Consider the following 26990-nt stretch of genomic DNA (forward strand, 5'->3'; position numbering starts at 1 on the left):
GGATATGAGCTAGCTAAGTCTCTTGAACACAATGACTTGTGATCAAGAGACAGGCGAATATCGCTGCCTTTTGCTTTTTATTGAAATAACCAACGCTTAACTAAAGTCGTGCTCGGCCATCCAAATTTTAAATGTTTTTTTCTCTTCCTGTGATGCCTTGCTATACCACAACTTTAATTGTGTTAACGCATCGCCTGTAATTTGAACTTTTCCTGTTTTATCATCAACTTCAACTACGGTTTTCTGTAAATCAACCAGGGTGCCATTTTCAATGATAATGCCATTCTTTTTATTGTATTCAGCTACAAGTGCAGGAATATCACTGTAGGCACCTAAGCCATCACCAATCAATTCAACAGCAGATAATGTTGTGGAGCCTGTCGCAGTTTCAAGTGTCCACTGAGGATCACGTGCAAAGTATGCTTTCGCTTGTGATTCTGTCGTTAAACGTGGCAAGGTGATTTCCGCATCTTGCGAGGTCATATTGACATCAAAAAGATATGGACGCGTTGTATAAATGACTTTCTTTGAGCCTCGCTTTACTTCACCATCAAAACGAACAACTACTTGGTGTTCACCTTCAGATAATTCAACACTTTCAGCATGAGAAAAACGACCTGATTTTACTTCCTTACCATCGACAACCAACAGCTCAAGATTATTACCTACCGATAGTGTTGCCGCATTAACAGCACCAGAAAATAATGCTGCGAACAATAAGATTTTCTTCATTATATATCCCTACTAATACGCCTTAAGCCATGTCGATAATGATCACAAACCATAATCGTTATAGAAACGACTTAATTAAATAATAAAAAAAGCCGCCAAAGCGGCGGCTTCTTAACAGTTAATTCTACAATTAGAACTTAACTTCTAGACCTGCAGTGTAGTTTAGGTCGTAATCGTAAGCGTGGTGGTTAGCTTCTAACCAACCTAGCTCTGCGTAAACTTTAACGTTGCTGTGTAGTTGTTGAGTTACGTTAGCGTATACGTTGTCGAAATCAACTTTAGCATGGTTCGCAGTAAGTAGATCATCAGTGATGTGGTTGTAACCTAGAGCAAACGTTGTTTTATCTAGAGTGTAAGAACCCGCTAGAGAAAGTTGCGTTGCTTTACCTTGAATATTATCAACTTCACCTTGACCATAAGAAGCAGCAAGAACTAGAGAGTTAAGTGCGTATTCTGCTTCTAGGTTCCAAATTTGCTCACCAGCTGCATAATCGATGTAGTAAACACGCGCATCAAGACCAGCCACACGGAAACCTAAACGACCATCAGTGATTGAATTATCTTTAGCTGAGTCATCAAACTTATGAGAAATACCAGCGTAGAACATACCGTTATCGTATGTGTACTTAGCGATATTATCGAAGTTAGTTAAAGCATCTAAAGTATTTTTATTAGCTTGAGATAGACCGATACCAGCTTCGTAGTCCATGCCAATACCAACATCATCAAATACTAAGTACTGACGACCGAAAGTTAATTGACCGAAATCGCCATTAAACCCTGCGTATAGCTCGTAGTTCTTAACACGGCTACCATCTGTATCGCCATCTTCGTTCTCGTACTCAAAGCTAATTTTAGCTAGTGCATTTAATTGTTGAGAAATCGCTACAGAAGTGTCGAATGAAAGATCACCATCATCAAGACGGATATCACCTTTAGAACCTTTATCGTAACCGTGGTGGTATTGAACTTCAGCAGCACCAGATAGGTCTACTTTAACACCGTTTGCGTCGTATAGGTTGATGCCTGCGTTTGCTGAACCTGCTGCAACTACAGCAAGAGCTAAAAGAGTCTTTTTCATGATAAATCCACTGCCTTTCTTATTAATGGAGAACCTTTCCTGGCACTCCTGTTTATATTCTCCTTGTTACACAACAGTTCTAAAACATAAAAAACTAAAATAACAAGGAGTTAGTGTTCGTGGTTCGCATCCTGACAGAAGTTCAATATTTTTGTCAAATTTCATAAAATAAACATAAAAAAACATAAAACGATTTTAATTTTCAATCAGTTACCGTTACAAAACACAAATAACAAACACTCTCAAAAGGCATTTTTTCTTTTATTTAAACCATTAAAAAGTGTAAATAAACAGAATAAAAAACTAAAAAACTAACAATAAAATAGACATTAAAGCCATTTAAACTTTAAAAAACATTATGGATGGACGATCGTTGCCAGTCGTCATTTCTGATATTTAATATTGCAGATATCTATTCGTAATCGTGATCCAAAGCACAATACAACTATTATTTATTTCCGTTTATCACTCCAATCACTCAGATAAATTCCCAACAATCAACTTTCCTGTAATTCCACATTTAATACTTTATTAAGTGGTTATCTTTGTTTCTTAAATATCAGCACATAGATAAACACATCATTTATGCACAGCTCATCACCCTGAATTTTATCTCACTCCACGTTATTCACTTTGAACACTGATACTTCATGCTACAATGCCGTCCCCTGCCATTATGAAATTTCAGCCATGTTACACAGCCAAGTAAAAACCGATATCAAGCAGTGCTATGAGAATTTAGGAAAACAGCTAGATAACTTTATTCCACGTCGCGCACAAAACTATTTGGTGTCAGAAATAGCAAAAACGCTGGCTGGGGAATACCACAAAAAAAATCGAATGTTAGTGGCTGAGGCTGGTACAGGGATCGGTAAATCTTTAGCCTATTTACTTGGTGGTATCCCTTTCGCGTTATTCAATAATAAAAAGCTATTGATCTCGACTGCGACCGTTGCGCTGCAAGAACAGCTAATCAACAAAGATCTCCCGTTGTTTAATCAAATTTTTCCGAAAGAATTCAGTTTTATTCTCGCCAAAGGGCGTCAACGCTATTGCTGTAACCATAAGTTAGAAGCGTGCTGTTCACCTGATGGTGATCCTCAACTCGCTATGTGGGAAGAAAAACCGAAAAAATCTGATCTCGATCTACTAAAGCGAATGCTAAAGGCAACCGAGCAAAAGAAATGGGATGGCGACAGAGACAGTTGGCCGACAACGATTCCCGATCGTGTTTGGATGCAAATCATGGCGGATAAACATAGCTGTCATGCCGGTATGCCTAAACATCGTACATGCCCTTTTGCTAAAGCACGTGAGCACTTAGATAAAGCAGATGTTATTGTGGCAAACCATGCTCTGTTAATGGCAGATATTGAGCTTGGTGGTGGTGTAATTTTACCTGAACCAGAACAAACCATTTATGTGATTGATGAAGCTCACCACCTGCCACAAGTCGCACGCGATTTCTCATCTGCCGCTGCGAGTTTGAAAGGCGCGGCTAGTTGGCTTGAAAAACTCAATCAAAGTGTAAGTAAATACGCAGAGCTCGCTGACTATCAAAAAGCTAATCGCTTTCAGAATGCAATACAAGATAACATCCAGCACTTAATCCCAACATTAAGTCAGATTGCCAACAATATTGATCCCGCTATTTTTAATAAAGATGGCGTGTATCGTTTTGAGCATGGTGAATTACCACAATGGTTAGAAGAAGAAGCGAAAGGCTGTAAAGAAGCCAGTAAAAAGGTCATGCAATCATTGGGTAAGATCCAAGATTTAATCTCCGAGCGTACGAAAGAAAACGAAATTATTCCTCGATTAGGTGAGCAAGCACTTACTGAAGTCGGTTTTTATCTACAACGCGTGGAAAACCTTGAAAAAGTCTGGACACTGATGGCGCAACCAAACAATAAAAAAGGCGCTCCGTTAGCTCGTTGGATAGAAAAAAGTCCTGAACGAGAAAATGACTATATTATTGAAGTTTCACCGCTTGAAGTCGGTTATCGGTTAGATCAGCTACTTTGGAGTCGCGCTGCAGGATCTATTTTAGTTTCAGCAACCTTACGTGCTTTAAACCAATTTAATTTCTTCTGTCGTCAAGCTGGCGTTTCAGAATCCGATGGAACACGCTTTTTAGCGCTCGCATCTCCATTTGATTATCAAAACAATGCCCGTCTAGTGATCCCCTCGTTAAAAATGGAGCCACAAGCAGAAGCATTCACTGACTTATTAATTGAGATATTACCCGAATATCTTGAAGGTGAAACCGCAAGTTTGGTGTTGTTCTCTTCTTATTGGCAAATGAATAAAGTTGCCGATGCGTTACGTCCGCTTGCGAAAAAGAACAAATGGGAATTATTAGTTCAAGGCGAAGAATCGCGTAATGAAACACTAAGAAAACATAAAGAAAACTGTAAGAACGGTAAACCTAGTATCTTATTTGGTACAGGAAGTTTTTCAGAAGGTCTTGATTTACCTGGTGATTTACTAACAAACTTAATTATTACCAAAATTCCGTTTGCAGTACCTACATCACCAGTCGAAGAAGCCCACGCGGAATACATTGAAAGCCGAGGCGGAAATCCCTTCTTACAAATTTCAGTACCAGAAGCCAGTAAAAAGCTGATTCAATCCGTCGGTCGCTTACTGCGAAAAGAAGAAGACTCTGGTAGAGTAGTAATCTTAGACCGTCGAATTATTACCCGTCGATACGGAAAATCATTATTAGACTCTCTGCCTCCTTTTAAACGGGTTATTGAATATAACTAAATGAATAAAAAGAATAATTAATGATTGAGATGATAGAACCGAGTACCTTACTGATACTCGGTATTATTGCCCTCGCAGCTGGCTTTATCGATGCGGTTGCAGGCGGTGGTGGAATGCTCACCGTTCCTGCTTTGCTTTCATTAGGACTACCGCCACATATTGCGCTAGGTACAAATAAACTCGCAGCCAGCTTTGCTTCAGCAACAGCCGCTTGGACCTATTACAAAAAAAACCTATTCTCACCACGTTTTTGGCTTGCTTCCTTTATTGCTACGTTTATTGGTGCGATAACGGGCACCTTAATTATTAATCTGATCAGCAGCGAATGGTTGGAAAAAGGCTTACCTCTGCTTATTTTTGCCGTTGCTATTTATACCATTTGGCATCCGCAGCCAAAAGAAGAGCAATACGTATTACCACCTATTACTCCAATGCTGAAACTTAAGCAATGGCTACAAGGTACAAGTATTGGTTTTTATGATGGCATTGCAGGTCCTGGAACCGGTGCTTTTTGGACGGTATCAAGCATGATTCTATATCGGTTAGACATGCTACGTGCATGTGGCCTTGCTAAAGCAATGAATTTCACCAGTAACATTACTTCATTAGTTACTTTCATTGTTTTAGGGCAAGTCAATTTTGCACTAGGTTTAACGATGGGGATATGTTTAATGCTCGGTGCTTACATTGGCGCTCATTCTGCCATCCGTTTTGGTGCTAAATTTATTCGCCCCGTGTTTGTCACTGTAGTTTTGATCCTTGCAATCAAACTGGCTTGGCAAGCTTGGTTTTAACTTAGCTTGCAATACAAGGTTTCTCTATGATTGATTTATCTCGTCTTATTTCACTGATTGAACAATTAAAGCAACAAGCAGCAGAGGTTGATCGCAAACGTGGTGAATCATTTAAACCACTGTTTGATGAAACGCTTTTTAAAACAAGAAGTAAACTGCTCACACCTTGTGTTAATGAAGTTCACAATGAACTACAACTACTACAACGAGAACAGCAAGCTGGGCGTTTACTACCAGCAAGAACTCAGCACCTTTGCGAACGTATTGTTAGCCAAATTCAAGCCATTCAACGTGAATTAGCCACGCTAAACATTCGTAAGAAAGAACCAAAAAATCAAGCGGCATGGCGCAGACCTATCAATGAGATCTATCAGGATCTTAATCAACATAAAGATTGGGAACGTCGCTTAAAAGCCATGCTACGTGATAAAGAGTTATTAATGACTCGTTGTGCTTCACAGTTTGAGCAACAACAACTACAAAAAGAAATTCTTGCGCTTGAAGGTAGGATAAGTCGCTGCCAAGCCGCCTTAATAAAAATAGAAACTGATATCAGTAACAGAGAGAGAAAAGGCTAATAATGCTGCCTCTGATTTACCATTCACAATATTCAGCTCTGACCTTACCAGAAAAACACCGCTATCCGATTAATAAATATCGGTTGCTATACGAGGCTATTTTTCACTCAGAATTACAACCTAATGTGAGTATTCACCAACCCAGTAAAGCAAGTATCGAAACAATCAAAAGCCTCCATGATACTGATTATGTTGATGCTTTACTTTACAATCGCCTTCCTGCGGCAAAAATGCGACGTATAGGATTTCCTTGGAGTGAAGCATTAATTACTCGAACTCTATTTTCAACGGGGGGAACACAACTCACTGTCGATTTAGCACTTGAGCATGGTATCGCCATTCATTTAAGTGGCGGTTATCATCACGCCCACTATGATTTTGGTAGCGGTTTTTGTTTATTTAATGACTTAGCCATCGCTGCTAAACATGCTTTGTCCTACCCTCATATAGACAAGGTCATGATTATCGATTGTGATGTCCATCATGGTGACGGTACGGCCACCTTACTTGCCAACGAGCCTGACGTTATTACTTTTTCTGTTCATTGTGATAAAAACTTCCCAGCGCGCAAGCCCAATTCAGATTTTGATCTGGCTTTAGAAAGAGAGACGTCAACAAGCGATTACCTTGCAGCGCTACAAGGTGTTTTACCATTAGCACTTGCTCTACATCAACCTGATCTAGTAATTTACGATGCAGGTGTAGATATCCACCAGCACGATGAATTGGGATACTTTAACGTATCAAAAGATGGTTTATATCATCGAGATCACTATATTTTATCGCAATGCCAAACTCAAAATATCCCAGTAGCCGCAGTCATTGGCGGTGGATATAGAAAAAATCATCAAGATTTAGTCGAGCTACACTTACAACTTATCCATGCCGCATTAGCAGTTCATCACGAGTAGTTATAAAGAGAAATTATGTCTGATAACCAAACCACAAATACATTAGAAAATGCACCAGAAGAAATCAAACTTGCCGTCGATTTAATTTATTTACTAGAAAGTAATGAAATAGCCCCTAATATTGTACTTGCAGCATTAGAAATTGTTCGTAAAGATTTTGAGAGTAAAATATAACCGTTTGGATCTTAATGAATTGCTGGATTGATAAAAAATACAAATCATAACAACAAGCATCTTTTATCGACTTTAATTAATATTCCTAATGGGAATAGTATACTATAACGTATTACTCATTTTTAATCGTTATATTAAGGTATTCAGCAAATTTTATTATGTCTTTTACTGTCAAAAAAATGTTTCAATTAGCCCTTTTGGCTCTTTTAATTGCTACTCCAATTACATTTACATACTTAAATGTAAGATGTGATAATTTAAGCAAAGACATTGCACTTGCACTGAATAAAAATTTAAATAAACTAACTTATAACGTTTTACATCTACCAGAAAATCAAACTGATGCGAAAAGCATGAGTGATTTAGTCACACTCGTACTTTCCTCACGCTCACTACGCAGCGTTGCATACTTTCAAAATAACAATTATATCTATTCAGACCGCAATGCCGATCTGCACGGCACTATTTCCCCAAGCCTTATTGAAAGATTAAAAAAAGAAAAATTACCATTACTTTATCGCAAACGAAGCTCATTAAATAAAATCGATGAACTGCATCTTGTGGTTAAGGGCCGCAAGGGGTTTTATCAGTTATTTATCAATGCTCGTTATATGGATGACTGGTTAACAAATGCTGATGAATATTTACGTGGTTATGTTGTAACAGAAAACAATAATATACTGATTAATAATAAAAAAGACTTCCTATTTCATAAGTCCTACCATTCCGCTCAATTTCCTTTTACTGTGATTGTAGGTGCAAAACCCTCTCAAGTATTATTAGGCATTGGCTCATTATCTGCTTTTATTTTTATTTTAAGTATGATCATCATTCTTATTGCTAATTATATTCAAACAAAGAACTTTTCATTTAGAAAAGATATAGATAGAGCAATAAAAAATAATGAATTCATTCCTTATTATCAACCTATCGTCTGTAATAAAACCCATCAAATTATGGGGGCTGAATTATTGTGCCGTTGGTCCTATCGCCATAAACAATTAATTTCGCCTAATCAATTTATTACAAAGGTTGAATCAAATGGCCAAATAAAACCGATTACTTTACAGCTATTAAAGCAACTATCTGTTGATAAGCCACTAATATCTCAAGGTAATAACGACTTTTATGTTTCAATTAACGTCACCTTGTCTATGCTCAGCGATCCTATTTTTGTTAATGACGTTATAGCTTTAATAAAACGTAACTCAACATTACAGAATGGTTTAGTGTTCGAAATGACAGAAAGAGAAAATACAACCAATGCATTTATCAAGTTAGATAAGATCATGCAACGTTTTCGTGACTTAGGCGTTCGTTGGGCACTTGATGATTTCGGTACGGGCTATTCAAGTCTATCAAGTCTAAAAGAACTTAATTTTGATATTATTAAGATAGATAAGCTATTTGTAAATTCAGCTGATACAGATGCTATTACCAGTTCAATACTGAACAACATCGCCTCGCTCGGCAAAGAGCTACAGTGTAAATTAGTCGCTGAAGGTGTTGAAACAGAAACACAACTCAATAAATTAAAATCACTATCTGTCGATTATACACAAGGTTTCTATTTTAGCCCTCCAACAACACAAAATGGCTTTACATCATTCCAAAAAGAACATGACCATAAGCGATTATTAACGAACAAAAAGATCAATCAAAGATACGTTTCTTTAAAGTATCACGGCCCTATCATGGATACGTAAACACTGAGAATTGTTCATATTGACTATTGTTGTAACTCTAAACAATAAAAAAGGGCTGATTATCATCAGCCCTTAGAATATATATTTGTATCAATTAGATACCAGCACGCTTTAACAAGCCAGCCATTAATGCAGAGCTCGATTTAACTTGCTTAGATTTGTTTTTAAACTCTTTTGCCAATGATGTATCTTTAATTTCATTAGCAATATAAATCATAGAGTTATACATATCTTTCGGTGTTTTAACACGATCTTTATCGTTTAAAGGCTTCAACAACGTTACAACGTCTGCACCTTTCATTTTATTTTCAGTCGTGTACGCAAGCATTGACTCTAGTAGCTTATCCATATCTACCATAAATTCAGAGTTTTCAATGCCCTGCTTTTTCATTTCTTTCAGGTTTTTCTTACGTACCTGCTTAATCACAAATGCAGGTTGGTTAATTTTCTTATAACCATAAATACCGGCAATGATTAGTAAAACCACGCCACCTGCTACATAACCCCACACTGAACCTGAAGACTCAGCAACCGGCTGAGCGACAGCAGCAATATTTGCAACAGACTCTGGTACATCAGACATATTTGTAACCTTTTACTTTAGGAATTCGGAATGCGGCGAGACAGTATCACCAACTCGGTAAACAACAATGTGTTTTATGAAAATTCAATTCAAATAGAGTGACCGAGTTCAAATATGGGGCCATTCTGCCGTTTTCACTAACAAAAATAAAGCATTAATCGCACACTTTTTAACCACATTTTGTTAACTAGTTGTCTCACCACAAAAAGTTCGCGCTATTATCTCATGCTATTCGTTATTTGCTATGAATAATTATAGTCAATTACACATTACCTATTATTTTGTGATCCTATTTACACCTAATGTTATATCGGCATAAGATTTATGATTATAGATTGGTCAATTTATCATCAACCCTGCATAGCAAGCCTCTTTCGCTTAATACGCCGTTGTTGAAATAAATAGAAATCGCAAGGAAAGGAGCTAAATACAAAACAGGAATTTATTAATAACTATACAAATAGTATTCAGTACATGATGTATCTAAGGTAATTAATTGAAAGTATTACAGATAGGAAAACAGGAATTGCAGATGGGTGGAAGCCCCCACCAGCCACATCCCGGCACACACATCGCCTGCTGCGGTTGCTCCCTTCCGGGCCTGGCCGAGTTCACAAGTTAGTGTTGCGGGAGGACCAATGGGGGCCTCCATAGATTCTTTGTCTCTTGCGAGAACGGAAAGGATTATCTATTAAGCGCATCGATATTGCAAGCCGTTATATAACAACAATCGTTTAAGTGTGCGTTATTTATCCAAACACTAAGATATTGAAAATAAAACCATCACCTTCATTCTTTTAACTTACTCTTCTTCCTCGGGATCTTCTAATAGTGACTCACCAAGCAAGCCTCCGCCAAGTACAAGTAACCAAGACACTAATATTGGGTTAGCAACATCAAATTGCGGCATGATAACAAGCGTAGCAAAGCCTACAGCTGGTAATACACATGCTAATTTGGGGATCCACTCATCAAGATGTAGTTTATTTAAAGACTGAAGTGCCGCAATAATACCGGTTACACATAAAGACAATAATGCGGCGTGCTCCATACCACCACCCCATAAAGGGATCACCAGAATAATAGGCCACCATGTATTCCCTTCTATTGGTCGCCAACTTCTTGCAGCAAACCAAATAATTGTAATACCAATAATTTGAATGACAGTCGCACCAATTGAACCTGGAAGTTTACCTTCTGCTTGTAATGCCATTAACCCAGCATTCATCGCTAATACAATTGAAATCATCAATGAGCCTAGCTGCCAACATCCCTTCGGTGAGGTGCAAATCATCAAAATGGGTAACATCATAAATAAACTTACAGACAACGCGACAGGCTGTTCAGGCAACACATAACCAAATGCCCCTAACCCGATTAATAATAACCATGCAGCAACCCCACCTTGAGGTAACAACCATAATGCAGGGATAGCAAGCGCAAGAATAGGTAACTCCCCTTGACTGTGCGCTAAGGCATTTACCCCTAATACGGTTAATAATAGAGTGACAGTGATCAGCATTGTTTTATACAACATGGCAACACCTCCTTGCGTTATCCTGTTGTTTAAGAAAAGATAGGATTTTTCCATCTCTAATTATAAATATGGACGATTTTTCTCACCAAATCTATAGCCAAGTGTATCAAATACCTGTTGGTAAAATATCGACTTATGGCGATATTGCTAAATTTTCAGGGTTTCCTGGCTATGCACGGCAAGTCGGCCGCTTACTCGCTAACCTTCCCCAAAATTCAACGTTACCTTGGCATCGTGTTATTAATAGCCAAGGAAAAATTTCATTATGTGATGACGGTAGAGTTCGTCAAATAGAAGCGTTGCGTAATGAAGGCATTTTAGTGACAGAACAAGGACGAGTAAGCCTTAAAGCATATCGTTGGGATGGGTACCCTGAATAACAAAATGCCCGACCATCTTATTTCAATGAAAAGAAATAGAGTAAATCGGGCATTGCTAATCTTGTATAAAACGGTTGGCTTACACTTTCACCAATGGAATATCTAGGTGTGTCGTTTTTAACGGTTCAATACTCAAATCTGCTGTTGATTGATTACTGAATAACACTTCATCATTGATTTCAATCTTAGCAATAACACGATATAAGGTATCTGGCTTTAATTTACTTTTCACATAATTCAACGTGAAAGAAACAGGTGGCTGTTCACCTTCAGCTAAAAATGAATGTTGGCTGATAACTTTACTCGTATCATGATCGGCTTGAGTAGACTGTTCAACCAATGACACAATAATGCGTGCATTATTCGGTAACACCACACGCTCACGATAACTCACAGTGCCACTTAATGTTCCAACATCACTGTCGGTCGGCATGAAGTTAGTACAAGCGGTGATCACAAGCGCTGCAATCAAAACCCCAAACCATGCAAAAGAATTTTTCATATTCTTCTCTATTAATCCCTAATCTATATTGCTATAAAGCTCAAATATAATAAAACCAATCCAATCTCTATTTGAACTTGATTTCCCTAAATCATACTGATAGTAACATAATTAACGGTGTTTAGATGAGTAAAGAACTGAATGAACTTCTCAATCTTCTACAATTAGAACAACTTGAACTTGATCTTTTCAGAGGTCAAAGTGAAAACCTTGGCCTACCGCAAGTATATGGTGGCCAAGTGATTGGTCAGTCATTATCTGCAGCTAAGCAAACGGTAGAAAAAGAACGCTACTTACACTCCTTTCATAGCTACTTTTTACGTCCAGGTAATCCTGAAAAACCTATCATTTATGATGTGGAAAAATTACGTGATGGTAAAAGCTTTAGTACTCGTCGTGTAAAAGCGATCCAAAATGGCGAGCCTATTTTTTTCTTAACGGCTTCTTACCAAGCAAATGAAGAAGGATTTAATCACCAATCAGCAATGCCCAATGTAGCTGGACCTGAAGGTTTTGCGTCTGAAACTCAACTTGTTGATGCCATTGCGCAATATTTACCTCCCAAAATAGTGGAAACCTTTGGTAAAAAACGTCCAGTTGAAGTTCGTCCAGTAACTGTTATTAATCCCTTAAAACCAACAGTTGCAGAGCCTAAACAATATTTATGGATTAAAGCTAATGGCACTATGCCAGAAGATCTGAATATTCATCACTATCTATTGGCTTATGCATCTGATTGGGGCTTTCTTGTAACATCACTGCACCCACATGGCGTAACATTATTTAGTCCGAATATGCAAGTCGCAACAATTGATCATTCAATGTGGTTTCACCGCCCATTCAAAATGGATGAATGGCTGCTTTATGCTATTGATAGCCCTTCAGCAAGTGGTTCTCGCGGTCTTGTTCGTGGTGAGATTTATAACCAAGAAGGTGAACTCGTCGCATCGGCAGTACAAGAAGGATTGATCCGTCAACGATAAACTTATCGGCTGAATGTTAACGCAATCAAGGCAGCCACTAGTAATAAATAGTAGCTGCCTTGATTATATAGCCTTAGACCGGTAATGCCGTTGTGTATTTAAGGGGCTCCATTGCAAATGTCGATGTTACATTCGTTAGCCCCTCAATGCTGTTCACTAATTTCTTATAAAACAGATCAAAAGCCTGCATATCTGCAACTTGTACTTTCATCATGTAATCATAATCACCCGCCATACGGTAGAATTCCATTACCTCTGGGAACTCTTCAACCGTATGAACAAAACCGTTATACCACTCTTTAGAATGATTACTGGTTTTAATCTGCACAAATGCTATAAAAGATAATCCAAGTTTTGCAGCATCTAATAGCGCAACACGTTGACGTAATATGCCGTCTTCTTCTAAACGCTTTAGCCTTTTCCAGCATGGCGTGGTCGTTAAATTAACGGCTTCTGCTAATTCAGATAACGCCAACGTTGCGTCTTGTTGTAACAAACGCAGCAATGTTCTATCTACAGCATCTAAACTTGACATCCCGTACCACCAATAAGCAATTAAATAGAAATATTTTCTAAATTTTATCGTTTTATTGCAAAACAAAGCAAAGACTTTTCCCTGTAACTTGGTAATATACTTGTTAAGCAATCAACATAAAGACAACAACAATAATAAAATCAATACAGTGGAGTCACGCTATGACACAACAACTAAACAATCAATGGGTTAATAACGCCATTCGTAAAATTGATGCCGATTACCAACGCTCAGCAGATACCCACTTAATTAAATTAGAGTTACCTAGCTTAGACGGTATTGATATTTATCTTAAAGATGAAAGCACACATCCGACAGGAAGCTTAAAACACCGTCTTGCTCGTTCGTTATTCCTATATGCTTTATGTAACGGTTGGATTAAAGAAGGTACACCGATCATTGAATCCTCATCAGGTAGTACCGCAGTTTCTGAAGCATATTTTGCACGTTTACTTGGTTTGCCATTTATTGCTGTCGTACCACGTAAAACAGCGTGTAAAAAAATAGAACAAATTAAGTTTTATGGTGGTAGCGCCCATTTTGTTGATTCTCCTGCTGCGATTTATGACGAATCTCGCCGTTTAGCAAAAGAGTTAAATGGTCATTATATGGATCAATTCACCTATGCTGAGCGTGCTACCGACTGGCGTGGTAATAACAATATTGCGAACAGTATTTTTGACCAAATGAAGTTAGAGCGCTTCCCTATCCCAAGTTGGATTGTAATGAGCCCTGGTACTGGTGGTACATCAGCAACAATTGGTCGTTATATTCGTTACCAAATGCAACCAACACAACTGTGTGTTGTTGATCCAGAGAACTCAGTGTTCCACGATTTCTTTACGCATCGAGATAATACGATCACAGGCAACACAGGTAGCCGTATTGAAGGTATTGGTCGCCCTCGAGTTGAACCAAGCTTTATTCCTGATGTGATCAATGAAATGCGTAAGATCCCAGATGCGGCAAGTGTTGCAACTATTCACTGGTTAGAAAAAATTATCGGTCGAAAAGCGGGAGCATCTACAGGTACTAATTTATTTGGTGTATTACAAATTGCCGCAGAAATGAAGCAACGAGGTGAAACAGGCTCAATTGTTACACTACTTTGTGACAGTGGTGAACGTTACCTTGACACCTACTACAATCCAGAATGGATTACAGAAAATATTGGTGATTTATCTACCTATACCAAACAATTAGAACAACTAGAAAAACAGGGACAATGGTAAATCCCTAACTCAATAAATCTTTAATCGAACAACCCCCTGGGGAGGTTAGCCACAGCGCCTCCCCCTCCTTTTTAAACTTTGTGTCTGTGTGCGTTGAACGTTGATAAACCAAGTACTTGCCTTAGCTTGAAATATCTTTAAACGTGATACGCTATTTTTGCCGCACTTTTATGTGCGGCTTTTTTTCGTCGATGCCATCTAAAACTTTGCACAGACCAACAGCTGAGTTAGCATAGATAAACGTTCTAAAGAATGTTTATCTACCGACTGTTTCTCGGTAATTTTTCAAAAAGGATCACTTAAATGTCAAAAGCAGTTGTTGTTTTCAGTGGCGGTCAAGATTCAACTACGTGCCTTATTCAAGCTCTGGCACATTACGATGAAGTTCACTGCATTACTTTTGATTATGGTCAACGCCATAAACTAGAGATTGAAGTGGCTGAAGCTATTGCCAAAGATCTTGGCGTAACAGCGCATAAAGTAATGGATGTCGGTTTATTAAATGAATTAGCGATTAGTTCATTAACGCGTGACAATATTGCTGTTTCTCATGAATTACAAGAAAACGGGTTACCAAATTCCTTTGTTCCTGGTCGTAATATCCTATTTTTAACATTGGCTGGTATTTACGCCTACCAAATTGGTGCGGAAACCGTTATTACTGGTGTATGTGAAACCGACTTTTCTGGCTACCCTGATTGCCGTGATGAATTTGTTAAGTCATTAAACCAATCTTTAGTGCTTGGTATGGATCGTCCATTAACGATTGCAACGCCATTAATGTGGCTCAACAAAGCTGAAACATGGGCATTAGCAGATCAATACCAAAAACTAGACTACGTTCGTGAAAAAACACTGACTTGCTATAACGGTATTATTGGTGACGGTTGTGGTGATTGTCCATCTTGTGATTTGCGTCGAGCAGGACTTAATGATTACTTAGATCACAAAGCCACTGTGATGAACGCTCTGAAAGAAAAGCAAGCGCAGCAAGCATAATAACCACTGAGTGACATATAAAAACGGCATGATGATACTGAGAAAGTAACCACCATGCCGTTTTTCTTAATCGTGTTTAACTGCGCTTTAATTAATCGCGAAAAGCGGCAAAATCATCGGCACAATCAACAAGCTGATCACGTGTTAACATAAACACACCGTGACCACCATTTTCAAACTCTAACCATGTGAATGGAATATGCGGATATTGATCTTCCATGTGGATCATGGAGTTACCCACTTCACAGATCAAGAAGCCGTCATCTTTTAGATAATCAGGTGCATTCGCTAAAATACAACGCACTAAATCTAAACCATCAAACCCTGCCGCAAGACCAAGTTCAGGCTCATGACGGAACTCATCAGGTAGACTATCCATATCTTCTTGATCCACATACGGTGGATTAGACACGATAAAGTCATACTTATCTTTTGGAACATCACGAAGCAAATCAGAACGAAGTGGGATCACTTGTTGCTCTAAACCGTGATCAGCGATATTCTGCTCTGCAACAGCCAGCGCCTCAGGTGAAATATCAACGATATCCACTTCCGCTTCTGGGAACATGTGTGCACACGCAATACCAATACAACCACTACCCGTACATAAATCCATGATACGTGTAGGCTCTTGGCTTAAAAGTGGTTCAAAACGGTTTTCAATCAATTCGCCAATCGGAGAACGTGGAATAAGAACACGCTCATCAACGAAGAATTCCATACCACAGAAATAAGCAATATTAGTGAGGTATGATACAGGTGTGCGATCATCGATACGGCGAATAACGCGCTCAACAATACGCTGACGCTCACTACGAGTTAAACGAGAATCTCGAACTTCAGGTGGAACATCTAACGGTAAATACAATGTAGGAAGAACAAGCTGAACCGCTTCATCCCACGCATTATCGGTACCGTGACCATAAAATAGACCTGCGGCATTGAAACGACTTACCGTCCAACGTAACATGTCTTGCAATGTATGAAGTTCGTTGACAGCTTCGTCGACAAAAATCTTATCCAAAATAGCCTCCGAAAAACGCGACATTACCGCTATATAGTTGTTGGAATTTCATTATGAGTAAAAAAGATCCAAACTTTGATGAAGAGATTGCTCTCTTCAAAGATGCGATAAAAGGCGTAAAAAAGTTTTCGCATGATACCATAATCACGCCACGCAAACAGACTTCAAAAGCTGATAAAGCAAAAGTCATGGGCAAAGAAAGTCAAAACCATGAATTTTATTTCTCAGATGAGTTTGAGCCTCATCTTAATGAAAATGGCCCAGTACAATATGCGCGCGATGGTGTCTCTAAGTATGAAGTAAAAAAATTACGTCGTGGCGTTTATGTACCTGACATTTACTTAGATATGCACGGAATGACACAACAAGAAGCCAAGCGAGAACTCGCCGCTATGATTGCAGCGTGTATTAAAGAAAATGTGTCTTGTGCGTGTGTGATGCACGGTATCGGAAAGCATATTTTGAAACAAAAAGCGCCGATGTGGTTGGCTCAACATCCGGATGTACTCGCTTTTCACCAAGCTCCGCTTGAATTTGGTGGTAATGGCGCATTATTAGTGCTTATCGAAATACCTGAAAGATAAATGAACATCGAGTAAGCAAGATTTATATCGCAATATCACTTACTCGGTTGTTCTATTTTAATAGCTTGGTTTTACTATATGTCCAACCTTCACTACTTTACCGTGATTAAATAGCGTCACTTCTCCCGTGGCGCATATTTTTAAACGTCGTTTAATCACTGTTTCATCGTAAAAGTATTCACAGTCATCATTTCGTGCACTATCAATACGGGCAAAAATACGAATAGGCCCTTCACCAATCGCATTGGAATAATTAGCAAAAGTCAGTGTGCTACCTGTACTCGATACATGCATGCCTTCTTTTCGTCCATCCGACCACTTGATCATTCCATTTGCTGAAATACGTATTGGCTCAGCCGTCGGCGCGCACCCCATTAACAATATCGAAGTAAGAAAAGAAATAAACGAAACTTTCATCATAACTAACACTTACCTATTGTTTTCAAAACCATATTATTGCGGTACGTTTTGCCAAATAAATTCTGCTCGGTCCATTTCAGGATCATAATCAATCGCAGCAATGGCTGAAGTGCTAAACATTGGGGGCTGTATACCGGCCACCAACTCTGAAGTTAAATATCCCACAAGAGGCAAATGTGAAACCAACAGCACCGATTGTGGTTTCTCAACCCCGATCATTGCTTTTACATACTCGACTACCGTTGCAGCATCGCCATAAGGGGTGATCTCATCACTCACTTGAACATTTGCAACACCCGATAATACGCTTTCCATACATTGCCATGTTTGTTGTGCGCGTAAATACGTACTCACTAGCACAGTATCTAATGGTTGATCTAGTTGCTGGGCTAGCATTTCCGCCATCTGTTTTGATTGGCGTGAACCGCGCTCTGTTAACGGGCGCTCTGCATCACTTGCAGCAAAATTTTCAGCTTCACCGTGACGCATAATATAAATTCGCATAAGTTTCCGTTTCTCTTCGTTAAACAGGTCGTTCAATCAGTCATAATCATGAGGCTATTTTATTACTATTTGACATGCTAATGCATTTTTTTCAACGTATCTCTTTTCATGCTAGCAACTCCCTTTCATATCGCATACTCCTTACGCAAATTTGATAACGAATCCGTGACAAGGTTAGCCAACCTGAACAATTCATTTCTTAAAACAGGATTAAGCCTTGACGTTAGGTTTTCATATCACATTCATAACTCAGTAAATAAAGTTAACTATCAGTTTGCCAGTCTGTGTATTGGAGGTCATAATTGATCCAATTCTCCTTTAAAAATAGGCTCTTCCTGTGCATATAAGCCCAAATGATCACAAGCAGTATCGCTATCTTACTTTAGCGAATGAGCTACGCGTATTGCTCGTTCATGATGCTGAAGCGCCTCGCTCTGCTGCTGCCTTATCCGTCGAAATTGGTCATTTTGACGATCCTGTTGATCGTCAAGGTATGGCGCACTTTCTCGAACATATGCTGTTTTTAGGTACTGAAAAATATCCACGTGTTGGAGAATTTCAAACCTTTATCAATCGTAGTGGCGGCAGTAACAATGCATGGACAGGAACAGAAAACACAACATTTTTCTTTGAAGTCAGCCCCCATGCTTTTAAAGAAGGATTAGATCGTTTTGGGCAGTTTTTCACTGCACCATTATTTAATGAAGAAGCCGTTGATAAAGAAAGACAAGCCGTTGATTCTGAATATAAATTAAAAATAAAAGATGATGTTCGTCGCCTTTATCAAGTACAAAAAGAAACCATTAATCAAGAGCACCCTTTTGCTAAATTTTCAGTCGGTGATCTTACGACACTAGACGATCGTGATGGCAAATCCGTACGTGATGATTTATTAGCTTTTTATCATCAACATTACTCTGCGGATGTGATGGGCTTAGTCTTATTAGGCCCCCAGTCATTAGATGAATTAGAACAATTCACGAATGACTTTTTTAGCCATATTCCAAAAACAGATGTGGTAAAAACACCGCTTACTACGGCGTTTGTGACCGAAAAAGAACAACAACAATTTATTCAAATTGAACCAATAAAAGAGCTACGAAAGTTAACGCTGTCATTTTCGCTACCATGTGTTGATGAATTTTATACCGCTAAACCTTTATCTTATATTGCCCATTTACTAGGCAATGAAGGTCAAGGTAGTTTGATGTCAGTTCTCAAAAAACGAGGCTTTATTAATACGTTAACCGCCGGTGGTGGTGTTAGCGGCAGTAACTTCAGAGAATTTACCGTAGGTTTGAATTTAACACCGAAAGGTCAAGATCACATTGACGAGATAGTCACTAGCGTTTTTCAGTGTCTTAAACTCATTAAGCTACATGGCTTAGCTCAATGGCGACAACAAGAGAAGAAAGCAGTTCTTGAAATGGCTTTCCGATATCAAGAAAAAAGCCGTCCATTAGATACTGTCAGTTATTTGGTTTTAAATCTGTTGCATTATAAACCGGAAGATATCATCTACGGTGATTATATGATGGAGCAATACGATCAAACGCTAATTGAGCAGATCTTAGATTATCTTGAGCCGACCAATATGCGTTTAACACTGGTCGCTCAAGGTGGTCATTATGATCGTACCGCGCAATGGTATGACACGCCTTACTCAGTAACACCGTTTACTACAAAGCAAAAAGCATTATGGCAAAATATCGAACTGGATCCTGAGTTAACATTACCAGAACGCAATATTTATCTTTGCGATAACTTTGAGCCTTTACCGCTTGAAGCCGGTTCTGAATTAGCTCCCCAGTTAATTCAAGATCTACCGGGGTTTCGTTTATGGCACAAACAAGAACATGATTTCCGTGTTCCTAAAGGGGTAGTTTATGTTGCCATTGATAGCCCGCATGCAGTGAGTTCACCACGTAATATTGTGAAAACTCGCCTATGTGTTGAAATGCTCTTAGAAGCCATTAATGAGAACGCTTATCCCGCTGAAATAGCGGGCATGTCTTATAATCTTTATGCTCATCAAGGGGGAGTAACGCTTCAACTATCAGGCTTTAGTGAAAAACAGCCTTTACTTATGAAACTGATACTTGAACGCTTTGCTGGACGCACGTTTGATAAAGATCGTTTTACCAATATTAAAGCACAAATGTTACGTAATTGGCGAAATGCAGCTGAAGATAAACCCATTTCACAATTGTTTAATCAGCTAACAGGATTACTGCAACCCAATAATCCGCCCTACCCTGTCATGATCGAAGCGTTAGAATCAATTGAGTTAAATGAGCTACCGAGCTTTGTTGATGAAATGTTTGCAGAGCTTCATATTGATACCTTTGTGTATGGTAATTGGCTAAAAAAAGATGCGTTAGCACTCGCTGAAATGTTAAAAGATGCATTTCGAGTGACTGACCAACTTTATGGTGAATCACAACGCCCGCTGGTACATTTAGACAATGCAGGCACATTAACGTATGAGTTAGATTGTAATCATGAAGATTCTGCAATCTTAATGTATTACCAATCTCAGGAAACCACACCAGAGCAAATTGCAATTTATACGTTAGCTAATCATTTAATGTCGACCACGTTCTTCCATGAACTACGAACGAAACAACAACTGGGTTATATGGTAGGAACAGCCAACCTCCCATTAAATCGTCACCCTGGATTGATTTTATATATTCAATCACCGGTTGCTGATCCAAGTTATTTATTAGAAGCCATTGATGATTTCACCAATGCTTTTGCTCTCGTGTTACTAGAATTGAATGAAGCGCAATGGCAAGACAGTAAACAAGGGTTAATTGCACAAATTTCAGAGCCAGATACTAATTTACGATCTCGTGCTCAACGCTTTTGGGTAAGCATCGGTAATAAAGATGAAACTTTCCAACAACGTCAACGTGTTGTTGATGCGCTTAAACAATTAGATCGTGTTGATATGATCAAATTTATTGTTGATACCATAAAGCCAAGAACCGCAAATAGGTTGGTCATGTACTATAAAGGCAACGCACATAGTGATTCCGAACCTTTAGAAATAGGTCAACCTATTGAATCAGTAGAAGAATTTCAACGCCAAGCTTATTAATAGTAAAGCCACCAAGGCTGTATAAAAATTAAGATCGTTGCCTAAATAACAAGCCGTATTTACAAATAAATGTTAAATATGGCTTTTTTCGCCAATTTTCATTAGCTATTTATTATATTTTCCCGCCATACTCATAATAAGATTAAACAACAATATAAAGCTATGCATTTGATTGCTATGCGTTTATTAAGAGCATTTACCGTGAAAAAATATTGTCCTCATTGCCAAACGGCAATTGACACTCCAGCAATGTCTGCCTATGACGAACATTTCAATTGTCCGCACTGCGGTACAGCATTAATGCATGATGAAAAAGATATTTTTATTTACGCTATGGTATTTATTGTTGCGATCAGTGTACCGCTTATTTTACTTTTTAATGTAAACAGCTTTATTGCCATTGCTATTGCTTTAATCAGCTACCGTATACTTCGTCCTCGTCTTTTTGAACCACGATTTCGCATTAAACATTTTGTTGAATAAAAAACCGATGGCCTAAGCACATCGGTTTTTATGATCTTTCTTTGCTAATAAAAGGTTTTTTCTTCTTTAGCCATATCAAGTAATCGCTCACACGGTTTAAAACGATCACCATACCTATCTGTGTACTCATTAAGCATATCAACAATACGTGTGATGCCGATATGATCCATATAACGGAATGGACCACCTAAAAACGGTGGAAAACCGATACCAAAGATAGCACCGATATCACCATCTCTTGCCGAACGGATAACCCCCTCATCTAAACATCGAGCAGCTTCATTCAGCATCATCAAGCTACAACGGACTGCTATTTCAGTTTCAGATTCTTTAATCTTTGGTTCCAGCTCAAGCAGCTTATAAACCGACTTATCGACTTCTTTTTTCTTGGTATTATAACGATAAAAACCTTTACCGCTTTTACGTCCCTTGCGATCATCCTTCAGCAATAAATCAAACACATCTGGCGCTTCAAACCGCTCACCGAGTTCAGCGAGTAAAATAGGGCTTATCTTAGCTCCGATATCAACACCAACTTCATCCAGTAGTGTAATTGGCCCAACAGGGAAGCCAAAGTTAAGTAAAGCAGTATCAATGTGTTCAATCGGCTCACCGCTCAGTAGTACGCGTGCCGCTTCATTCATGTAGGGAGCTAATATACGATTAACGTAGAAGCCTGCTTTATCGCCGACCACTATCGGAGTTTTGCCTTGTTTTTTCGCCAAGGCTACAACCGTTGCAATCGTCTCTTCTGACGTTGCACTCCCCGTTTCCGTGCCTTGATGTGGAATAACTTCAACCAATGGCATTTTTTCAACAGGGCTAAAATAGTGAAGGCCTACAACATTTTCTGGTCGCTCTGCTGACTGAGCAATTTGGTTGATCGGCAATGAGGATGTATTAGTGGCAAATATTGTGGTGGATTTAGCGTGCTCTTCAACATCTTTTACCATTTGATGTTTGAGTGCTAAATCTTCAAATACGGCTTCAATCACTACATCAGCCTGATTAAAACCAGTAAAATCAGTCCCGCCAGTGATAGTTAACATTTGTTTTTGTAATGTGGCTTTCGAGATAATTTTACGCTTACGCTTTTTATCAAGTAGCTTGAAATTATACGCTAACGCATTCTGGATACCATCATTACTGATATCTTTGATCCGTACCGGATAACCCGCTTTCGTTGCTGTAACATGGCTAATACCACCGCCCATTAAACCGCCACCCAATACAGCGACTCGTTCAACAGTTAATGGCTCAGCCTCTGAACCCGTTTCTTTTTTCATTGCTGTTGTGGCAAAAAAGATACTACGAAGCGCGGCGGATTCCGGTGACATCACCAATTCACCAAATACTTTAGCCTCTTGTTCTAACCCTTTTTCCATCCCATGCTGTAAGCCATATTTCACAACTTCTAAAATGGCATCAACAGCAGGATAATTACCACGTGTTTTCTCATGTGCTTTTTTAGCCGCTTGATCAAACACAACAGAGCGACCTAATGGATTTCCGCCCAATGCCCAGTTTTGCATGGATGATTTACGGCTAGGTTTTGGCAATAATGCCACTTGCTCAGCAACATTTAATAAAATACTTTCAGGGACAACTTGATCGATCACCCCTAACTTCACCGCTTTTTTCGCACGTAATTGTTTACCCGATAAAATCATATCAAGCGCATTAGCCACGCCAATCAAACGAGGTAAACGCTGTGTACCTCCAGAGCCAGGGAGTAACCCCAACTGTACTTCTGGTAAACCTAATCGCGTTTTATCATCATCACTACAAACTCGGCTATGACAAGCAAGAGCAAGCTCTAAGCCGCCCCCTAAACATGGGCCGTGAATTGCAGCTACAACATGAAAAGGCAGTTGCTCTAACTGTGAAAATAATAACTGTCCTTTTTCGGCTAATGCTTGCGCCTCTAGTGCTGTTTCACAGGCGGCTAACATGCGAATATCAGCACCAGCAACAAAATTATCAGGCTTACCTGAATAGACAACAAGCCCTTTAACATCAGAACGTGTGTTAAGCTCCGCAAGTACAGCAGTAATTTGTTCTGAAAACTCAGCTTGTAAGGTGTTCATTTTCTCGTTTGGCACATCTATTTTCAGCCAAGCAACACCATTATCACTGTACGATAAACTAAATGCAGATTGTGTCATTATTCAGCCTCCAAAATCATTGCCGCACCTAAACCACCAGCTGCACACGCAGTATTTAATGCAAAACCACCACCGCGACGTTTTAACTCACGCAAAGTTTGAGTAATCATACGTGCGCCTGTTGCTGCAAATGGATGCCCATACGCCAATGAGCCACCTAACACATTGAATTTATCCATATCCACTTCACCAATCGCATCAATACGGCCTAACTTCTCACGCGCAAACTTGGTAGAAGCAAACATTTTTAAATTTGCTAATGTTTGGGCAGCAAAAGCTTCATGCATATCAATCAAGGTAAGATCGGATAAATTTAAACCTGCACGTTCCAGTGCAACAGGTGTCGCATAAGAAGGTCCCATCAGCATATCGCTTTCAACCCCTATGGCGGAAAACGCGTAGGAACGAATATACCCTAATGGTGTTAGTCCTAATTCCTTAGCTCGTCCTTCTCGCATCATCAGTATTGCGGCTGCGCCATCCGTTAATGGCGTCGCATTGGCCGCTGTGACTGAACCATATTTACGATCAAAGGCTGGTCGTAATTTGGCATAAGATTCAAGGGTAGATTCTTCACGGATATTGTTATCTTTATCTATCCACTGACGATAAGGTTGTGGGAATGCCGTCATGACTTCATCGCGTATCAAACCATCTCGCCATGCTTGTGCCGCTAATGTATGTGAACGGTGAGCCAGTGCATCTTGATCTTCACGGCTAATACCATGTGTTTTTGCCATCTGCTCTGCGGTTTGTCCCATGCTCAATCCTGTTGAATATTCAGCAACGGCAGGCGGCACAGGCATTAAATCTTTCATACTAAGCGAACTCAATAACTTCAGGCGTTTAGACATGGTCTTCGCCTTGCTGAGTGCAAGTAAAGTGGCAGCCATTTTTTTACTTACGCCAATAGGTAACACCGATGATGAATCAGCACCACCAGCAATACCAATATCGATAGTGCCTGAAATAATACTTTCGGCTACATTCGCTGCGGCTTGAAAACTCGTGGCACAGGCACGGGTAACACTGTAAGCGTCAGTGTGAATATTCATACCAGTACCGAGGACGATCTCACGAGCGATATTTGGCGCTTCTGGCATTTGTACCACTTGCCCAAACACCACTTGATCAATGAGCATCGGATCAAAATCAAGCGTTTGTAGCATATCATTGACAACCAACTTTCCGAGATCCAAAGCAGGAACACCATCGAAAGCGGTAGCTTGACGAGCGAATGGAGTACGTAAACCGCTAACAACGGCAATACGTTCCCCTTGACGAGTCGTAAGATTTTGGAGACGTGTCATCGCAACTCCTTTTGATAATTTGGCTTACATTAAGCCGTTCGGCACACCGTGCACTAGAGGTCAGACCTCACAATTGTAATCCAAATGTTATCAAATTCAATCAGGTGTTTAAATTTAGCGGGACAATTGTCGAAGATTGTGATCTATCCTCTCAGTTTTAAAACGATATTAAATGATAAAATGCAGATAATTAGAGAGACAGTAGGAAAAGATATAACACTAGAGAAAAATAATGAAAAATAGGCAAAAAAAAACCACACCTAATAAGGTATGGTCATAATTCACGCGGAAAGCAATCTGCGTAACGAATAAGTCAATCAACATAAAGCTAATTGCAAATCAGGAAAACCTGATAGGAGAAAGTAAAGTCAGCCTTCAAAAGGAAGTTGTCATCTTGCTCAACAGATAGCACTACAATAGCCGGTTTTGCAACCCACCATCTCGCTATCAGATGACGCAGTCACTATAACGCGCTGCTGGAATCAAATTTTGAACCAGATCAATTTTAGTGCGAATTCACGGCTTAATTATAAAAAAGAAACGTAAACACCTTATGGATCTCTCTATTCATAAGGCTTTTAGTAAGGATAACGGCGGGTATTGCCATGCTCAAAAATTTTTTTGGTAAGAAAAAACATGATCCCTCGGTCTCTTTAGATATGGACAAACAAAGAAGATACGAAGCCCTTGTTAGGGCTTGGCATCGGGATCTCTACCGTTATGCATATTGGTTGTGCCACGATCAGCATATTGCTGAAGACCTGGTACAAGAGACATGCTTACGCGCATGGCGCTCCCTTGATAGCCTACAAGATGATAAAGCCGCTAAAGCATGGTTAATCACCATACTTAGGCGTGAAAACGCACGTCGGTTTGAAAAAAAGCAATTTGATCTGGTTGATATTGATGATCACGCCATCGCAGACTCAACACCAAGTGTTGAAATGAATACAGAGCAACATATGCTCCAACGTTTAATCATGAAGTTAGCACCGGAGTATAGAGAACCACTCATTTTACAAGTCATGGCTGGCTTTAATGGTGATGAAATTGCCGAGATCCTTGAACTAAACCGAAATACGGTGATGACTCGTTTATTTCGAGCCCGTAATCAATTAAAAGAGCAACTTGAAAATAAAGAGTCAAAAAGGGGGAATCAGAATGGATGAACTAGAATTTAGACGGAGATTATTAGCTGATCCACATGATAATGATCCCAAAGTGACGGCATGTAAACATCAATCTATCGCGAATAAAAAATTTGCCGATGAATTACAACAGCTTGATATGCAATTAGAGCAAGCAATGAAAGTCGATGTACCCGATGATCTAGCTGATAAGATTTTATTTCATCAAGCAGGAGAAGAAACAAGCAAGAAAGGAGTCCAGAGCTATTGGTCTTATGGCCTCGCAGCCTCTGTTGCTTTTGCTATTGGTTTGTTTTTTGGGCAAATGAATTTTTTACCGAACCAACAACTGCCAATCAATAGTCTTGCTAATGTCGCGCTTGAACATGTTTCTTATGAAGCACAATTTGTCGATAACATTGATGAAAAAGCAACGTTGCAACAAGTAAATGCCAAACTGCAATCTTTTGGAACGGAAATGAAAGATTTACCTGGGCACATTTATTATGTGAACTATTGTGGCTTTGATGGAAAACGCTCATTACATATGGTGATGGATTCACCGCAAGGTAAAGTCACGGTATTTGTCGTTCCAGCTCCAAGTCATACCATTTCTAACTCAACAGACAATAACAATGAAAGTTTAGTCGTACCGATCAGAGAGGCAAGTTTGATTATTGTTGGCGATAAGGGTCAAAACTTAATGCCCGTTGCGAGTAAAATCAAAAACGACCTCAGTTGGGAAATCTAATTTTCCTACCAATTTTTTAGCCC

At 39.2% G+C, this 26990-nt stretch carries 26 protein-coding genes and 1 other RNA gene; 15 read left to right on the forward strand and 12 right to left on the reverse strand.

Annotated features, from left to right (window positions below; translation table 11 throughout):
* Nucleotides 1-96 precede the first annotated feature (96 nt).
* Nucleotides 97-732, reverse strand: coding sequence for a DUF2057 domain-containing protein (locus I3259_RS00005; RefSeq protein WP_238027746.1), 636 nt, complete (start codon nucleotides 730-732; stop codon nucleotides 97-99).
* Nucleotides 733-862: 130 nt separating this feature from the next.
* On the reverse strand, nucleotides 863-1813 hold the full coding sequence (locus I3259_RS00010) for a porin (protein WP_238027747.1): 951 nt from the start codon (nucleotides 1811-1813) through the stop codon (nucleotides 863-865).
* 690 nt (nucleotides 1814-2503) lie between these two features.
* Here I3259_RS00010 and dinG point away from each other — a divergent pair.
* The 6 genes from dinG to I3259_RS00040 all read left to right on the forward strand — a co-directional run bounded on the left by dinG (nucleotide 2504) and on the right by I3259_RS00040 (nucleotide 8745).
* Nucleotides 2504-4582: an ATP-dependent DNA helicase DinG gene (gene dinG, locus I3259_RS00015; protein ID WP_238027748.1), complete on the forward strand. Its 2079-nt coding sequence runs from the start codon at nucleotides 2504-2506 to the stop codon at nucleotides 4580-4582.
* 20 nt (nucleotides 4583-4602) lie between these two features.
* Entirely contained in the window at nucleotides 4603-5376 is a 774-nt protein-coding gene (locus tag I3259_RS00020) for a TSUP family transporter (protein WP_238027749.1), read from the forward strand.
* Nucleotides 5377-5402: 26 nt separating this feature from the next.
* On the forward strand, nucleotides 5403-5954 hold the full coding sequence (locus I3259_RS00025) for a primosomal replication protein (protein WP_238027750.1): 552 nt from the start codon (nucleotides 5403-5405) through the stop codon (nucleotides 5952-5954).
* Nucleotides 5955-5956: 2 nt separating this feature from the next.
* Nucleotides 5957-6865: a histone deacetylase gene (locus I3259_RS00030; protein WP_238027751.1), complete on the forward strand. Its 909-nt coding sequence runs from the start codon at nucleotides 5957-5959 to the stop codon at nucleotides 6863-6865.
* 15 nt (nucleotides 6866-6880) lie between these two features.
* Nucleotides 6881-7039: a pleiotropic regulatory protein RsmS gene (gene rsmS / locus I3259_RS00035; RefSeq protein WP_238027752.1), complete on the forward strand. Its 159-nt coding sequence runs from the start codon at nucleotides 6881-6883 to the stop codon at nucleotides 7037-7039.
* Nucleotides 7040-7197: 158 nt separating this feature from the next.
* Nucleotides 7198-8745 (forward strand): EAL domain-containing protein, encoded by a 1548-nt coding sequence (locus I3259_RS00040; protein WP_238027753.1) that lies wholly within the window; start codon nucleotides 7198-7200, stop codon nucleotides 8743-8745.
* Between the two features lie 94 nt (nucleotides 8746-8839).
* Here the strand turns inward: I3259_RS00040 and I3259_RS00045 are convergent, their stop codons facing one another.
* The 3 genes from I3259_RS00045 to I3259_RS00055 form a co-directional block, all read right to left on the reverse strand.
* Nucleotides 8840-9328 (reverse strand): hypothetical protein, encoded by a 489-nt coding sequence (locus I3259_RS00045; RefSeq protein WP_238027754.1) that lies wholly within the window; start codon nucleotides 9326-9328, stop codon nucleotides 8840-8842.
* Nucleotides 9329-9872: 544 nt separating this feature from the next.
* Nucleotides 9873-9969, reverse strand: an RNA gene (ffs, locus tag I3259_RS00050) — signal recognition particle sRNA small type.
* Nucleotides 9970-10130: 161 nt separating this feature from the next.
* On the reverse strand, nucleotides 10131-10865 hold the full coding sequence (locus I3259_RS00055) for a hypothetical protein (RefSeq protein ID WP_238027755.1): 735 nt from the start codon (nucleotides 10863-10865) through the stop codon (nucleotides 10131-10133).
* Nucleotides 10866-10933: 68 nt separating this feature from the next.
* On the opposite strand from I3259_RS00055, the gene I3259_RS00060 reads away from it, so the two are divergent.
* On the forward strand, nucleotides 10934-11245 hold the full coding sequence (locus tag I3259_RS00060; protein ID WP_238027756.1) for an MGMT family protein: 312 nt from the start codon (nucleotides 10934-10936) through the stop codon (nucleotides 11243-11245).
* Nucleotides 11246-11324: 79 nt separating this feature from the next.
* Here the strand turns inward: I3259_RS00060 and I3259_RS00065 are convergent, their stop codons facing one another.
* On the reverse strand, nucleotides 11325-11747 hold the full coding sequence (locus I3259_RS00065; protein WP_238027757.1) for a YbaY family lipoprotein: 423 nt from the start codon (nucleotides 11745-11747) through the stop codon (nucleotides 11325-11327).
* A gap of 125 nt (nucleotides 11748-11872) precedes the next feature.
* Between I3259_RS00065 and tesB the strand changes: the two genes are divergently transcribed.
* Complete coding sequence (tesB, locus tag I3259_RS00070) at nucleotides 11873-12730, forward strand: acyl-CoA thioesterase II (RefSeq protein WP_238027758.1); 858 nt, start codon at nucleotides 11873-11875, stop codon at nucleotides 12728-12730.
* Nucleotides 12731-12803: 73 nt separating this feature from the next.
* Here tesB and I3259_RS00075 read toward each other — a convergent pair whose 3' ends face one another.
* Nucleotides 12804-13265, reverse strand: coding sequence for an Lrp/AsnC family transcriptional regulator (locus tag I3259_RS00075; protein ID WP_107205535.1), 462 nt, complete (start codon nucleotides 13263-13265; stop codon nucleotides 12804-12806).
* A gap of 161 nt (nucleotides 13266-13426) precedes the next feature.
* Between I3259_RS00075 and I3259_RS00080 the strand changes: the two genes are divergently transcribed.
* Together I3259_RS00080 and queC are read left to right on the forward strand one after the other, a co-directional pair.
* Nucleotides 13427-14497, forward strand: coding sequence for a PLP-dependent cysteine synthase family protein (locus I3259_RS00080; RefSeq protein ID WP_238027759.1), 1071 nt, complete (start codon nucleotides 13427-13429; stop codon nucleotides 14495-14497).
* A gap of 303 nt (nucleotides 14498-14800) precedes the next feature.
* Nucleotides 14801-15496, forward strand: coding sequence for a 7-cyano-7-deazaguanine synthase QueC (queC, locus tag I3259_RS00085; protein ID WP_045151047.1), 696 nt, complete (start codon nucleotides 14801-14803; stop codon nucleotides 15494-15496).
* Nucleotides 15497-15587: 91 nt separating this feature from the next.
* Here the strand turns inward: queC and prmB are convergent, their stop codons facing one another.
* Complete coding sequence (gene prmB, locus I3259_RS00090) at nucleotides 15588-16520, reverse strand: 50S ribosomal protein L3 N(5)-glutamine methyltransferase (RefSeq protein WP_238027760.1); 933 nt, start codon at nucleotides 16518-16520, stop codon at nucleotides 15588-15590.
* Between the two features lie 53 nt (nucleotides 16521-16573).
* Here prmB and smrB point away from each other — a divergent pair, with 53 nt between their 5' ends.
* Nucleotides 16574-17104, forward strand: a complete 531-nt coding sequence (gene smrB, locus I3259_RS00095; RefSeq protein WP_238027761.1) for an endonuclease SmrB — start codon at nucleotides 16574-16576, stop codon at nucleotides 17102-17104.
* Nucleotides 17105-17161: 57 nt separating this feature from the next.
* Here smrB and I3259_RS00100 read toward each other — a convergent pair whose 3' ends face one another.
* Together I3259_RS00100 and sixA are read right to left on the reverse strand one after the other, a co-directional pair.
* Nucleotides 17162-17524, reverse strand: coding sequence for a hypothetical protein (locus I3259_RS00100; protein WP_238027762.1), 363 nt, complete (start codon nucleotides 17522-17524; stop codon nucleotides 17162-17164).
* Between the two features lie 33 nt (nucleotides 17525-17557).
* Entirely contained in the window at nucleotides 17558-18028 is a 471-nt protein-coding gene (gene sixA / locus I3259_RS00105) for a phosphohistidine phosphatase SixA (RefSeq protein ID WP_238027763.1), read from the reverse strand.
* A gap of 337 nt (nucleotides 18029-18365) precedes the next feature.
* Between sixA and I3259_RS00110 the strand changes: the two genes are divergently transcribed.
* Both I3259_RS00110 and I3259_RS00115 read left to right on the forward strand, forming a co-directional pair.
* Complete coding sequence (locus tag I3259_RS00110) at nucleotides 18366-21131, forward strand: insulinase family protein (RefSeq protein ID WP_238027764.1); 2766 nt, start codon at nucleotides 18366-18368, stop codon at nucleotides 21129-21131.
* Nucleotides 21132-21332: 201 nt separating this feature from the next.
* Nucleotides 21333-21614, forward strand: coding sequence for a hypothetical protein (locus I3259_RS00115; RefSeq protein WP_238027765.1), 282 nt, complete (start codon nucleotides 21333-21335; stop codon nucleotides 21612-21614).
* Nucleotides 21615-21658: 44 nt separating this feature from the next.
* On the opposite strand, the gene fadJ is transcribed toward I3259_RS00115, so the two are convergent.
* The gene (gene fadJ, locus I3259_RS00120) at nucleotides 21659-23779 is read right to left on the reverse strand and encodes a fatty acid oxidation complex subunit alpha FadJ (RefSeq protein ID WP_238027766.1); all 2121 of its coding nucleotides are present in this window, start codon (nucleotides 23777-23779) and stop codon (nucleotides 21659-21661) included.
* Nucleotides 23779-25089 (reverse strand): acetyl-CoA C-acyltransferase FadI, encoded by a 1311-nt coding sequence (gene fadI, locus I3259_RS00125; protein ID WP_238027767.1) that lies wholly within the window; start codon nucleotides 25087-25089, stop codon nucleotides 23779-23781. The genes fadJ and fadI overlap by 1 nt, the downstream gene beginning before the upstream one ends.
* Nucleotides 25090-25694: 605 nt before the next feature.
* Here fadI and I3259_RS00130 point away from each other — a divergent pair.
* Nucleotides 25695-26258: a sigma-70 family RNA polymerase sigma factor gene (locus I3259_RS00130; protein WP_238027768.1), complete on the forward strand. Its 564-nt coding sequence runs from the start codon at nucleotides 25695-25697 to the stop codon at nucleotides 26256-26258.
* Nucleotides 26251-26967 (forward strand): DUF3379 family protein, encoded by a 717-nt coding sequence (locus I3259_RS00135; RefSeq protein WP_238027769.1) that lies wholly within the window; start codon nucleotides 26251-26253, stop codon nucleotides 26965-26967. Before I3259_RS00130 ends, I3259_RS00135 begins: the two co-directional genes overlap by 8 nt.
* Nucleotides 26968-26990: the final 23 nt, after the last annotated feature.

Origin of the sequence: Photobacterium sp. Ph5 (genome assembly GCF_022129445.1) — a bacterium.
Taxonomy (GTDB): Bacteria; Pseudomonadota; Gammaproteobacteria; order Enterobacterales; family Vibrionaceae; genus Photobacterium.